This is a genomic window from Pseudomonas sp. P4795 (assembly GCF_048822895.1).
In the GTDB taxonomy this organism is placed as follows: Bacteria; Pseudomonadota; Gammaproteobacteria; order Pseudomonadales; family Pseudomonadaceae; genus Aquipseudomonas.
In genome coordinates this window covers 1-14,385 of the sequence record NZ_JBMFBT010000022.1, presented here as the reverse complement: position 1 = coordinate 14,385, position 14,385 = coordinate 1, and the positions used below count along the sequence as shown (strand labels likewise).

The following is a 14,385-nucleotide window of genomic DNA, read 5'->3' as shown; positions in this document are numbered from 1 at the left end:
CTGGAAACACTGGACACAAATGCACGAGCATTAACAGATGCGATCCTGCGAATACGGCAGTCTTAGGGAGTCGCTCCATTAGGCACCATGAAGGGTTGGCAGAACATGGAAGGCTATATTCGGTTTGATCGTTTTATCGATCTGGAAACATCTCTCGAGCAACTTCTTGCTCAAATTCAACGGGCGCCGATGACGGCAACCTCTTGGAAGTGGGCGCTCATCGCAGCTCATTCTGCCCTGCAGGGTGCTGTATGCATTGCGCTTCGAGGCAGCACAGGTTTTGATACATGGAAGCCGAGTCACCTCAAGAAGTGGTTAGCGGCGTATGAAAACAATGAGAATCTACCTGATCCACAGCTCGACTTCTTCCTGGATCTATTCGATAAACTATTTGGTAACGAGTCCGGAATAAATCGGGACTTGATAAGCTGGCTAAATCAGTCCAGAAACAATTTCATTCACTTCAATACAGATCAACTCTCCATGGAGCGCGAATCTATTGTTGATGCAATTGATGAGTCAGTATCCGCGATCATCGAGGCACCGGCACGCAGCGAGGGGATTTTTTTCTATGAGGAGCGGCAACCCGAGCGGTTTCACGCGCTTTGCCAAAGCATACGCGCGAGGCTTAAGGATTTAGCGGATGCTTAACATTAGGTTTCAGTGTTTCGCGATATACATTGGCATGGTTTTTTGGGGATAAATAATAATGAGAACGACTAAGCATTTTGACTATATTGTCAATCGGATCGCGTCAGCCAAAAAGAATGCAGACAGTTTAGCTTCTGGAATCGGGCATCATGGAATAGCAGGAGAAATACGCGAGATTGCAGCGAAGGAGTGTATAGAGCCATTTCTCACGCAAAGCTATCAATGTGGGACGGGGAAAGTTATTGATTCACTTCAAAGCCTAAGCGATCAGCTTGACTTAATCGTCTACCATAGAAAAGTTGCTCCACCCATTTTGGTGGGTAGAGATCTTGGGCTGTATCCGGTGGAATGTGTTCGTTATGTCTTTGAGGTAAAGTCGACACTTAATGCGCGCGAGGTAAAAGATGCAAATAAAAAATTCAGGTCTGTAAGTAAACTTCGTTCATTCCCTAAAATGGGGCAGGATGGCTCAGTCGAGGGTGGCCCCCTCCCGACAACCGTTCTTCTGGCGTTCAGCACTGACATCACCAGCTCAGAGATAGAACGCTATAAAAAACATACCGACGATGAACATCCACCCTGTACAGTTCTTTGCGTTTTAGGTAAGGGTTACTGGTTCTATGACGCAGCAACGAAGAGTTGGTATGGCCTCGAATCAAATAATGACTATCCTCCTTTTTTTGAATTTAGCATGTTCATTACGGGACTGATGAATACTCTATCAGGTGAGGAGACGTCCATTAGGCCGTTCAATCCCGGCGCTTATATAAATGTGGACGACATAATCTTATCAGCATTAAAAGAACCATAATAATAGCGGTAGGAGCGTCTCTTTTGCTATTTGAAGTTTAGGTCGGCATTCGCAGGCACTGTGATGATGAATTAAGATTCATTAAGCCATCGACAGAAGAAGACTAAGCTAGTTTGCGATTGTTAGGACGGTAATTGTTGACTGCTATTTTTCAGCAGATTTGGCCAATAGCAGCCGTTCACCGTGGACACCTCGGTTCAAAGCGGTCAGGGTCGCTGAAAGCCAAGGAGACCAAAGCTTTCAGCCATGGAGCACCAACGAAAAAACACCGGAACACTAAACCGCAAGAACACCAATGGTGTTCCAAGATGAGCTGGCGGAGGGGTAAGCTTGGGGTCGCACTGACGCCCCTTTTATCTGGAATGGATTATGCGAATCACAGCCTCCCATATCGTCAATTGGGCAAATACGCATGCCAAGGAAGCGCAAACCGATTTGCCGCGCTGGGTCAGGCGCCTTTGCTTTGAACCCGGAGCAACGCGCCAGCTTTCATTTCCAGCGGGTGATTCAACCTATGTACCAGGCTGGGACGGCGTTCTGTTCAGTGACCTTGGTAATGCCTGGGTTCCAGCTGGTGCGTCTTGCTGGGAAGTTGGCTGTGATCAAGATGTGCCCGGCAAAGCTAACCGCGATTATCGGAAGCGCACAGAAACGACAAGCAAGGAAGAGCGATCGAACTGCACGTATGTATTTGTTACCCCTCGCCGCTGGACCAAAAAGTCTGAATGGATTGAGGAGCAGACCGGCCAGGGGGAATGGGCTGATGTGCGGGTCTACGATGCGGACGATCTGGAGCAATGGTTGGAGCAAAGCCCGGCAGTCGCTTTCCAGTTCGCCGAAGCGTTGGGTTTGAGTGGCGGGGGTGTAGTCAGCCTTTCCCGCTACTGGGATACGTGGGCGCGACAATGTAACCCGGCCATCACTCCCGAAGCACTATTCCAGGATCGGGCATCGATGTTCGACGCTTTGGGTGAAAAGCTTCAGGCGAGCATTACACCTACACAGCCTCTTGTGATACGTGCCGACAGTGTGGAAGAAGCCGTAGCATTCACAGTTGCGGTGGTGATGGCATCGGGCGACCTTCAACATCATGCCCTTGTTGTGACAGAACCTCATGGTTGGCGGTATGTGGAAGCAAACCCTCAATTGCGGGTTGCAATCGCGGCTCGCACTGAAATCGCAAGCGATCTAGTTTTACGTGAAGACTTGCGAGTGATCATCCCTCACGCCACAGGCGATTTAGCCGGCAGGCCAAATGGTAATGAGCTGATCTTGGAGCGGCCGAACATATACGAGTTCGAGAAAGCTCTGATTGCTACAGGAATGGAAGAGTCTGATGCCAAGCGCTATGCATTATCCACTGGCCGCTCATGGACTGTATTTCGCCGACAAAGAGCGACTAACCCGGCAATTCAACGCCCTGTCTGGCTAGGAGCACCGCAAGCAGCAAGCCTACCGCTGCTTTGCCTACTTGGAGCTTGGCATTCAGACAAAGCAGCGGATCGACAAGCAGTTGAAGAACTGTCGGGCCGTTCATATGAAACGGTTGAGCAAGATTTGCGGCAACTTGTACGACTTGACGATGCTCCACTGCTGAAGATAGGCGCAGTCTGGAAAGCCAAATCGCCTTTGGAGCTGCTCAGTCAATGTGCAGACCGGATTACTAGTAACCAACTGGACCGTTTCTTTGCCCTTGCTCAGAAAATGTTATCGGCACCTGACCCCCAGTTGGAACTGCCGGATAACGAGCGCTGGATGGCCCAGCTTCACGGAAAAGTTCATCCGTATTCAGACTTACTATTTGAATCGATCTGCGATTCGCTCATAAAGCTGGCATTGCGTGCCCCAGAGCAAGTTGGCCTACAGGCACTGGACATCGAAGAGAGGGTGGCGGGGTTAGTGGGCGAGCTGCTTGACGGGGCCGATGGAGGGCGCTGGCTGTCTTTATCCTCCTATCTACCAAACTTGGCAGAAGCCGCGCCGGATAGATTTCTTCGTGCTATTCAGAACAGCTTACGCATGGCGGATGCTCCAATAACGAGGCTTTTTACCGAAACTAGTGACTCAATACTTGGAGGCCGTTGCTGGCACGCAGGTTTGCTTTGGGCATTGGAAACTCTTGGCTGGGCTCCGCGTCGCTTGGCCCCAGTGGCGCTAATTCTTGCCCAGTTAAGCCATGTCCCTATGAAGGGAAACTGGGGCAACAAACCGAGCCGGAGCCTTCTAAACTTTTTCCGCTCGTGGTTTCCGCAAACTGCTGCCAGCTTACCGGAGCGGATCAAAGTACTCAGTCTGTTAATCGAAAGGGATCCCGAGGCTGCCTTTCGTCTTTTGGTGGGGATCGCGGGACGTGGTCACCAAACTGCCGACCATATTCACAGGCCAAAATGGCGTGAAGACGATGCAGGTGCAGGCCGTGGTGTTACCCATGCTGAAATGTATGAAATGCTTGATTTCGTCCATGAAAAGCTACTTCAACTCAGCGATGGGAATGCACCTAGAATTGTCTCGTTACTGCAAAAGACCGGCTTCAGGGATCGAGAGGATTTGCCCAGATTATTGGAACTGATTGAACCCTTCACCCAAGCGACAGATAGGGATGTGGATCGGGAAATTATACGTTCAGCTCTGAGGGCAATTATTAATTGGCACCGTAATTACGATGAGGCATCCGCTACGGAGCTTAACGAGTGGCTCCAGTCGGTGGAGACATGCTATGAACGATTGGCCCCCTTCAACTTGGTCATGCGAGACCATTGGTTGTTCGATAGCCATTGGCTGGAGCTGCCTACGGAGGATGAAAAAAAAGATCTTCATGACAAAGCGAAAATTGTTTCCGAGCTCAGAGCCTCCTCGTTATCGGCGATATATCATGCTGAAAGAATCACAGGAATAGAAAGCCTTATTGAAGTATGCACCGAACCCAGCATCGTCGGAGCCACATTGGCAGGGGTTCCCTGGGGTGAGGGCTACTGGATGGAATGGATTCCGGAAAAGCTTGAGAGCTTTGATAACGGCACGCACATGAGTGCGTGTATAGCAGGCTTTCTCCGTACGGCTGCGTCACCAGCACCTGATGCGCTACTTAAAAAAGTAGTTGAGTTAGGCAAACAACGTGGATGGCCATCTGTGAGGCTCGCCAGCTTCTTAACTCTGGCTATCCCAAACCGAGAAACCTGGCAGTTGGTTGAGTCCTGTGATCATGAGGTCAATACCGAGTATTGGCACAGGGTTCAACCATACCATCAAACAAATGATGAGGATTTGGACTTTGTGTTAGAGCAGCTCTTGAAGGCTAAGCGCCCAATGAGTGCTCTTTATTGCTGCCAATTCAAACTTGAAGAAACTGCTCCTGGCAAGATTTTTTTAGCTCTTCAACAGTTACTCAACTGTATAGAGATAGATGGGCCAAAAATTCAGTCTTGGCATCTAGAGAAAATGCTGGAGCGGCTAGAGAGCTCTGGTGAATTTGAGCGGTTAGCTCTGGCTCAACTTGAATTTGGGCTATTTCCATTTCTTGAGCATGGGCGAGGAGACAATGCTAGTGCGCTGTATGAAGCTATCACATCAGAGCCAGAACTCTTCAAGCAGTTAATTTGTGCGATCTACAAGCCGGAACATGGGGAAAGGCGGGAGGTGACTGACGCCAGTCGGGCAGCTGCAGGGAGGGCTTGGGATGTCTTACATCACTGCAAGCGACTACCTGGCACTCAATCAGATGGGGGTATTGATGCAGATAAATTTACTCACTTTATTCAGGAAACACGTGAATTATGTAGTGATGCAGATCGGCCAACAATGTGTGATCAGACTTTAGGAGAAATTCTCTCCCATTCCCCAGCAGATGAGGATGGTACGTGGCCATTCACGCCGGCTAGGGAGATTTTAGAGTCTCCTGAATTAGAACATATGCGTACCGGCTTCATCACTGGGACCATTAATAAGCGTGGGGTCACTAGCCGGTCTCCTTGGGATGGCGGCGACCAAGAGCGTGATCTGGCAACACATTACAGAAACCAGGCAGAGCGGGTGCAGCACTCCCATCCAAATGTTGCAGCCATGCTCGATCAACTTGCTCAAGGCTACGAGCGCCATGGAAAACGCGAAGACGTTGAGGCCAATCTAAGAAAAGAAGGCTTTTAATACGATAATAATTTAAGAATGCATAAAGTGTCGCCCGCATAGATGAGGCAAGCTGGTGACACTGTGAAGTTCATGCAGCAGCGGCAAAAGTTTTGGGTTTATCCTCATTTAATGCTCGTCCGCTAACGACTGTGCGTTGTGCCCGGCCGCTGTCGTTGGCAGGGAGCGCACGGCTAGCTGACCGTAATCGGTCCGCAACTTAATAGAGCTATTTTGCTACTAGGCTGTCGGGCAAGTGTGGGCACTGACGAATGACTTCTTCTGGCCGACCGCTGCCGGTGACGACTGGCAGCCATCGGCTGTGAATTCAACCGGTCATCGCCACTCAGTTAGCTGGTCACATCCCGTGCAAATGACTGGTCAAGTCGAATGCAAATGGGTGGTCAAGTCCATGCAATTACGCATACGCCAACTGCCCGAGATTAAGCGCAAGCCACGAACCAGAAAAAACTCGGCATCAGGTAGTTCCAAAGCCTAGCTAAAAGGTATAATTTTGAGGTTGAATCTTTATCTTTAGCAGGGACTGCCGGACTCGGATTTCACCTAGCAGCGTGCAAACAAGGATTTTTCACCGGTCAATATTCCGGTATTTTGGGCAATCCGACTTTTTCAACAGAACCGGCCAAAAGCAGTCGTTCACGGATCTCTTTTTAGTGCTTGTGATGGGTCGTTAATTTAGTGTCAGAATGACTAAACCGGCTCCGTTTGAGGCTCCAGTACGACATGAATGAATGCGCAAATCCGATAGTGCATGCAGTCATCAAACGAACACTGTGGTGTGAGACTAATGACAGTCGAATTATTCTGCCTCAGGACGACCTGCTAAAAAGAACTGAGTCGCTCGTCATACTTGGCGAAGCCGGAATGGGAAAAACTCACCTGCTTGACTGGCTTGCATCGACGCCAGGATATTCGCACTGCACCGCCCGCCAACTGATCAACCGTTATGATCCGAATACGCTGCTAAGCGACGCCCAAATCCTAGTGATTGATGCATTAGATGAGGTAAGCAGCCAAAAGGATGGAGACGGGGTGGATCTTGTCCTGCGTCAACTCGGTGAACTTGGCTACCCTCGCTTCATTCTTGCGTGCCGGGTAGCGGATTGGCGTAGCGCGACGGGTTTGGAGGCTATTCACGAACAGTACGCTGAAAAGCCACTAGAACTACACATTGAGCCCTTCAACGACGATGACGCCTCCAACTTTCTAAGCGCCACACTCGGTTTGGCGGCAGCCAAAAATGTGATCGAGCATTTCAATGCACGAGGACTCAGCGGATTGCTCGGCAATCCGCAAACTCTCGAGCTAATTGCTCGTGTTGCGGGGTCAGGGGAACTACCTGAAACGCGTACCGAGCTTTTCGAGCGCGCCATTGAGGTTTTACGAGTCGAACATCGTGACACCAAGGCCAGAAGTCAGCCAGGGCGGGAAATTGGCCTTGATGCCGCAGGCGCCGCATTTGCCGGGTTGATCCTAACTGGCAGTGAGGCGATTGTTCGGATTTCCGCAGCGAACGCTGCCGAAGGTGAACTGCAACTTTCCGATCTCTCTCTTCTTCCTGATGGAAACGTCGTGGGAGCCATGCTAGGCACTCGCTTGTTCAAAGCTGATGGCGTCGATCGCTTCACCTACCTTCACCGCCGGGTCGGGGAGTACTTGGGGGCTCAATGGCTCGCGAAGCAGGCGGATACACCACAAAAACGCAGACGCCTCCTCTCAGTGTTTCACAGCCATGGGCTTGTACCTTCAAGCCTTCGGGGCATTCATGCCTGGCTCGCATTGGACCCGGCGCTTACCAAGGCTGTTATCACTGCGGACCCAATGGGATTGATTGAGTATGGGGATGCAGATGAACTCACGGCCGATCAAGCTCGCTTGCTTATTGGCTCACTGGAGCTTCTGGCAAACGAGAATCCGAGCTTTCTTGACAGGGGATCGTATGCGTTACGTGGTTTCAGGCACCCAGCGGTCATTGAGGACATACGGCGACTGATCTCAACACCTGAAACATCGTTCAGCCTTTGCCTCCTGATGCTCGAAGCAATCAGAGGAAGTGAAATAGCGTCATTCCTAACAGATGATCTGCGAAAGGTCGTTCTAGACCCCCGGGCATTTTTTGCGTGTAGGAAAGTAGCAGGCGAAATTCTCGTCGAGGTAGATGACGAGACTGTTTGGCCAATCGTTCTCTACACCTTGGGTAGTTACAGAGATGAGCTTTCTGCTCGGCTGGCAATCGAACTGGCCGATGAAGTCGGCTACGACCAATTTGATGCCAAATTGATTGTCGACCTCGTGGTTGGTTATGCAAGCATTGGTAGCCGTACGATTGGGGTATTGATGCGCTTGGAGAGGCATCTTCCAGATGGTCAGATAACAGATGTCCTCGATCTCTTAGCTGTAGTAGCAAAGAGTCTTGGTAAGCGGTATGAACGCCCTGGGAACGATGTGTTGACAGATCTTGCTTATCATTTGATCGTTCGCGTCGTAGAGACCGGCGGTGTCACCGCGCACCAACTTTGGTCTTGGCTGGAGCCCTTTCATACCCGTGAGGGATATCAACGTGATGTTCATCAGAAACTGCACGAGCTCATTCGGAGCGACGACAATTTGCGGCGATCCGTTCAACGACTAGTGCTCTTAGAGCTGCCCAGTGATCACAACCCTTATCAGCAATCTTGGCGGCTCACCGAACGATCGACAGGCTTTATACCGTCCGACGCAGATGTTATTGCGCTACTTAATTGGCTCGACCCCACAGATCACAGCGACGAACGCTGGCGCGATTTGGTCCAGCTTTCACGGCATGATAGTGACACGGGCACAGAGGTACGTGCTGCTGCACGACTCTTTGCTGCTCGCAGTCCCGATCTGTTGCAGTGGCTCGAAAAGCTCGCAGAGCAGACAATACCCGACTGGCAGATCAAACAGACCGAGCGTGAACGCGAGCGTCGCGCAGAGCAAGCGGCCCGTTACGCGGGGCACAGAAATCATTTTGCTTCTCACATCGATCAAATGCGCTCTGGTGACTGCCGTGCGCTGGTCAATCCCGCTAAAGCCTATCTGAACCTCTTCAACGACATTGAAGATGCACCTGCTCATAAGAGAGTCGGGCAGTGGCTTGGAGATGATATTGGTGAGGTAGCGCACGCCGGGTTTGAAGCATTTCTAATGCTTGATCCACCCGAACCCACTGCACAGCAAATTGCGGAGAGTCATGCGGAAGGTAAGGGTTACGATGCCGCGTACATTATCGTTGCCGCACTCGCCGAGCGGCATCGAATAGGAGTCGGGTTCGATGATCTTTCTGATGAGCGCTTAATGGCTGGACTGTTCGAACTTCGCCGCAGCCGCATCGACGATCATGCAGGAGTCCTGGGTCTCATTGAAGCTGTCGAAGCTTCGATCCAGATCCGCGGTGGCTGGCAAGAAGCTATGAAGCTCTACCATGAACCGCAACTACAGCAACGGCGTGAAAATGTAGATGGCCTGTACACGCTGATGCACGACCAATGCAATATCACCATGAGTACCGAACTTGCTGCGGAGTGGCTGGAGCGATTTCCAGACTTACCGATCGGTCCGGAAATAGAGCTAGTTGATAGACTCATCCGCTCAGAGCGATTTGAGGAATTACGTCGAACCTTAGCGCTTCGTCCGACGTCGACGGACGAAGAGCACCGTCGCAATTGGGTTGCCATTGGCCTCATTGTTGATTTCCCCAACACTGTAGCGCAGCTTGGTACTAAGCCGATTGAACCTGAACTGCTCTGGCACATACGGCATCGAATCAACAACCGCAGCTACGATGACACCAATGTCCTCCTCAATGCTGCGCAGAGTGAGTGGATGATCAATACGTTCCGATCGCTTTGGCCAATGGTGCATCGCCCAAGCGGGACTTCGTCAGGGGATTCAAATTCTTGGGATGCAAGCAGTTTCATCGTCCAACTCATCCGTCGCCTTGGCAATGACACCAGCGATGAAGCAATCGATGCATTAGTCCGTTTAAGGGGCGCACCTGTCGATGGCTACTCTGAAGAGGTCAAGATTGTTACTGCTGAGCAGAAGCGCATCCGCGTCGAAGCTACCTATGTTCCGCCCACGCTTGCTGCTATCGAGGCGATCGCACGCAATCTTGCCCCTGTGTCCCTTGTTGACCTACAAACTCTTGTTCTTGAAGAACTCGCCATCGCCCAAGCGAAGATAAAGAGCGACGATGCTGAATCCTGGCGCGGATTTTATGACGATAAAAAAATCCCGTTCGTTGAGGAGCGTTGCCGTGATCACCTTCTAGGTCTTCTCCGTCAAGGATCGTCAGGGTTCACTTTCGATCCGGAAACGCATGTTGCCGACGACAAGGAAGTTGATATCACTTGTTCGGCTGGCACACTTCGGGTTCCGATCGAGATCAAAGGGCAGTGGCACTCCGAGCTCTGGACAGGATCAGATAGACAGCTTGATGCTCTCTACACCCCAGACTGGCGAGCGGAAGGGCGTGGTATTTATCTGGTGCTATGGTTTGGAGAACAAAAACAAACAACCAAGAAGTTGAAGAGTCCAGGTCGACACGAACCCCTTCCCGCCACCGCCGATGAACTAAAAAGCATGCTTGTCGCGAAGAGCAGGTCTGCACGAGAAGGAAGAGTCGCCGTTTTCGTGCTTGATCTCGAGCGATGTAATCCTAGTTAAAGACGAAGCTTGTGGCAATACTGTCGACGGTCATCAAAAAAATGGGCTGTTTAAACTGAGCCGCTTCGGAGCGCTGCAACATCGATGCATTCCATTCCATTTTCGCAAGACCGCAACCAGTCAGCTGAACCTCTTTTAACGCTTGTCTGCTTTGGGTCGAAAGCGGTCATTGCCTAGCCTTAAGCTGTGTCCTTGACCTTGAATACCGCAAAGGACGTGTCTGTAACCTTTAAAGGAGATCCGCTGCCAACTTTCTCCAGATTCGGCACGATTCCTTGCAATCCTAGCGCCACGCATCTAACTACTCTGGTGCAAATTGCTGTCAAAGTCGTATGCTGGCGGCCATTGGCCATGTGGTACTGGCCGGCAGAGGTGCAAGGGACTGATGAACAACCTAAACTTCCAAAATGAAAGCCCGTCCGGTGTCGATGTTTTCAAGGGCGAGAGTCACGACCGCGTGGCTCAAGCGATGCATGATTATCTAAAGCCTAAAACCAATCACCGGGTGATCGGATTGGACGGTGAATTCGGTTCAGGGAAGAGTTCGATCCTCCAGATGCTCGAAAAGAAGATCGATACGGAGAAGTCGAAAACGAAGCTGTGGCTCTTTGACTGCGAGCAGAATTATCAAGGCTCAATCAAAAGCAATTTTATCCAACAATTGACCGAGCAGGTCACGGAACTGCTCAGGACATTGGGGCGAGAAAAGCAAATCGCGGAGGTCGAAACTAGCCGCGACATCGCCTTAGGTCGGCACTACAGCTACACGAAGGACACCCGCAGTCATATCAGTATCTGGGCAGTGCTACTGATCGCAAGCGGTGTACTTACGCCGACCTTTATTCGTGACTATCTAATTCGCCTTCATGCCAGCGATTCTCTAGCCCTATGGCTCCATGCTCTTTATGTGCTGGCGTGCACAGCGCCTGGCATTATTCTTCTGTTCGCGTATCTCGCCAGCCGAAGAGAAGAGGATCCTAAGAAACGCTGGAACTTGGCCAGTCTGCTCAAAGGCAGTTCAGATGATCGAATCACTGAAACTATCGAAGTCAGCAAAGAGGTGAGCCCTCTCGATTTGAAGCAGGCGCTGCGGAAGCAGCTGCATGCAGTGAAGGATTACCACATCATCATTGTGATCGATAACTTGGACAGGCTGCCAAGGGATGTCCTGCGAGCGGTATGGAGCGATCTAGAAATTTTCACGTCCGTCACAGGCGAGGAAAATCTCAGTGTCATAGTGCCGTTCTGTTCCACAAAGGTGTCAAAATATCTCAATGGAGAAAACGAGCAAAGCTACGACTCGAAGGACTTTATCGCCAAGAAGTTCCCTGTGGTGTTTCGTACCCCGCCGATCATCACATCCGGCTGGAAAGATGCATTTAGGAAACTTTGGAGTGAGAGTTTTGGTGCATCCAACTTGTTGGACGCTGATGCGTGCAGCGTAATTCTCCAGCGTCATAGCCCCATGGCTGGCGGGTTGGTAACTCCTCGCCTGCAGAAAAGATTCATCAACGACATCGCAACCACACTGCTGGTCACTGCAGATAGACCAAACGTAGTCTGCATCGCTGCCTACCTGGCAATCTGCAAATATAATGGCGTGGCCATCGAGGCGATGCTGAGAGACCCAGATGCTCCGATGATCGATAAGAGCGCTGAGATCACCACAGAAGCTGAAGATGAAGCCGCCCAAACCGTGGCGCTAAACATTGATAAAACCAAGCGCTCCCTGAAGGCACTCCTGGGAGAGGACATGAAGACGGGCTGGCCCATCCAGATCCTGCAGATCCATTTCCAGACATCTTCGGATATCGCCATCGCGGAACTTATCGACCAGCCACTTGAAGATGCTATCGACTCCCAAGACGGCAAAAGGCTCGCCGCACTCGTTCCTTACTTTGGGTTTAAGGACTCTTTTGTTCGCCGCTTGGAGGCACCGGTTTCCCCGGTCAGTCTTCTGAAAACCCTCCATCAGGCGTCTCAAATGGAAGGGTGCAGCATTGATGACCTGCTCCCTCACGTGAGTGCGAAATTTGGAAATGGGGATCAGCTGGAAACGGTAAGCACAGATTCCGGTTACTTTGCTTCCATCAAGGGACTGATTGGGTTAGGCCTGTGCGGAGACATCTTCGAGAAGGCACTGGCGACTTCCAAAACTGCATTCGAAGAAATGATGGAAGAGGCCTATGATCCAGAGTCTGTTGAAGGCTACACAGAAACCATTTCCAAGTACGACAGCTACCTGGATTCTGTAAGCGCCCCATTTGAACCCTCGACCATGGGTGGCGCTGAACTGTTGTTCCATATGGTAATGCCCGATCCAGATCTCAAAAAGATTGATACGGGTAAAATTAGCCTCAACGACAATGGTTTGAGGGACGCGGTGCTGCAACTGGCAGCGACTGAGCATGCAAACCTAAATCGAGTTCCACTCGATGAAAGCGATTGGCTGCCATGCTTCACAGCCTATTTTGGCCAAAAAAGACTGACCACTATCCCTAGGCCTTATTTCATAGGTGTTGAGCCTACTGCGGCAGTTACGACGGCAATTGATTTGAACCCTGCTGAACATAGGGTCTGGTTCGCAGCAGCCCTGTTCGGGAAGCTTTCCAGTGCGATACCGCAGCTGATTCTGCTGCATCTACCTAACGTGAAATCCAACCGCATCAAAGTCTCAATTGCAGTCATTTACATGAGGCTGAACACGGGGGCACCGCTCAGCGAGATTCCAGGTATCAAGGAGGCTTTTGAAGCCGAGCAGGAATATCTGGACGCGTTGGTTCGGGCAGCGATCATCTCTGAAAACCTCTTAAAACTGACGATTGAAGATGAGTCTGCACACCTAGTGGCACCGATTCTGTCTAGGCTGATTAAGGTTGGAGCCATCGGAAACGTTGCCTCTGGCCACGTCTATGAGTCGTATTCGACCATTGCGGATAGGTTAAGTGGCTACGACCTAACGGATAATGAATTCCTTGATTGGTTCACCTCGTTCAACTTGGCATCCGAGAAAGTACCGGCGCTCCCAGATATCGACACGCTATTCTTGAGCCACGCCCTTGAGGGATCCAACGCTAAGTTGCTGGAGTTGCGAGCCGCCATACTTGACCGGAGCTTTGGGAAAGGTATTGATGCTTCTGGATGGATGAACATCATTGAAGCTGCCAGCACCAATGAGCGAACTGCATTGAAATACATGATCGACCACAAAATCGATTTTGCTGGTGAGACGTCAGCTCACCAAGCCGTGTCGGCCTGGCTTACAGATGCAGTTAAACAAGCGACGTTCGCCAAACCGACCTCCACGAGCATTCAGAATTCAAAGTTACTGCTCAACCTCTTTGAAAAAGACACCCGGGCCATTATTGGCACCATGCTTCGACCATTTGTATACGATCTCAAGGTCTCTGTAGAGGCCTCAATCCTTATCTTGGGCGAATACGGCGAGCTGTTGCCGAGCATCACTCCTAGAACACCTGAAGAGGAGGAACGCCTTCTTCAAATACTACTACAGATTAACAGTGCCCCTGAGGACACAAGATCCGCAGCGAGTTTTATAGATTCAAGAGCGTCTCAATTCGCTGAGTGGAAAATTTCTAATGAACATAAAGACACGTACGCTTCCCAGGTAACCAAGCTTAAGGAGCGCCTCCCAAATATCTACAGCAACCTGTCCGAGCAGCATGGGAACAAGGGACGCATGCAGAAACTGGCAAGAGCCGTTTTCGGTAAAGAATGAAAAATTGAGTTCGCCGCCATCGACTTGACTGCACAGAACGTGAGCGAGGAAAACAGGCGAAACGTCGTGCAGCACTTTGGTAATCAATTATGTTAATGGGTCGGCTTGGACTCGCGACGTCTAGAGGCGCGAGTTAAGTCGAGACCATGAAGGGCAGTCGGTCGGTCAGGAGGTATGACCGCTATCGGCCCAGAGTGTGTAAAAACGCTTCGTCAAAATTGAAGTTTGCGCGTCTATGCGAAATCTGAGAATTATCGGCTGCTCAGCCGATCTCGATTTTGCGTAGAAACGCGATTTTCAGTCCAACACTGGGCTCCACTCGCACTGAAAAACGTTTTTACACAGCCTCGGC

The 14,385-nt window shown here is 50.8% G+C and carries 5 protein-coding genes; all 5 read left to right on the top strand.

The genetic code is table 11. The annotated features are described in order from the left end of the window. The first annotated feature begins 105 nt into the window (after positions 1-105). The 5 genes from ACOI8A_RS28110 (at position 106) to ACOI8A_RS28090 (ending at position 14,033) form a co-directional block, all read left to right on the top strand. Positions 106-651 (top strand): hypothetical protein, encoded by a 546-nt coding sequence (locus ACOI8A_RS28110; RefSeq protein WP_420657967.1) that lies wholly within the window; start codon positions 106-108, stop codon positions 649-651. A 58-nt stretch (positions 652-709) separates the two neighbouring features. Next, positions 710-1,462 carry a DUF6602 domain-containing protein gene (locus tag ACOI8A_RS28105; RefSeq protein ID WP_420657965.1) on the top strand — a complete coding sequence of 251 codons (753 nt, stop codon included), beginning with the start codon at positions 710-712 and terminating at the stop codon, positions 1,460-1,462. A 369-nt stretch (positions 1,463-1,831) separates the two neighbouring features. Further along, positions 1,832-5,605: a hypothetical protein gene (locus tag ACOI8A_RS28100; RefSeq protein WP_420657963.1), complete on the top strand. Its 3,774-nt coding sequence runs from the start codon at positions 1,832-1,834 to the stop codon at positions 5,603-5,605. Between the two features lie 723 nt (positions 5,606-6,328). Beyond that, entirely contained in the window at positions 6,329-10,294 is a 3,966-nt protein-coding gene (locus tag ACOI8A_RS28095) for an NACHT domain-containing protein (protein ID WP_420657961.1), read from the top strand. Positions 10,295-10,679: 385 nt separating this feature from the next. After that, positions 10,680-14,033: a P-loop NTPase fold protein gene (locus tag ACOI8A_RS28090; protein WP_420657959.1), complete on the top strand. Its 3,354-nt coding sequence runs from the start codon at positions 10,680-10,682 to the stop codon at positions 14,031-14,033. Positions 14,034-14,385 lie beyond the last annotated feature (352 nt).

Coding starts and splice junctions, on each gene's coding strand:
- ACOI8A_RS28110 (WP_420657967.1), top strand. CDS start 106: ATGGAAGGCTATATTCGGTTTGATCGTTTTATCGATCTGGAAACATCT.
- ACOI8A_RS28105 (WP_420657965.1), top strand. CDS start 710: ATGAGAACGACTAAGCATTTTGACTATATTGTCAATCGGATCGCGTCA.
- ACOI8A_RS28100 (WP_420657963.1), top strand. CDS start 1,832: ATGCGAATCACAGCCTCCCATATCGTCAATTGGGCAAATACGCATGCC.
- ACOI8A_RS28095 (WP_420657961.1), top strand. CDS start 6,329: ATGAATGAATGCGCAAATCCGATAGTGCATGCAGTCATCAAACGAACA.
- ACOI8A_RS28090 (WP_420657959.1), top strand. CDS start 10,680: ATGAACAACCTAAACTTCCAAAATGAAAGCCCGTCCGGTGTCGATGTT.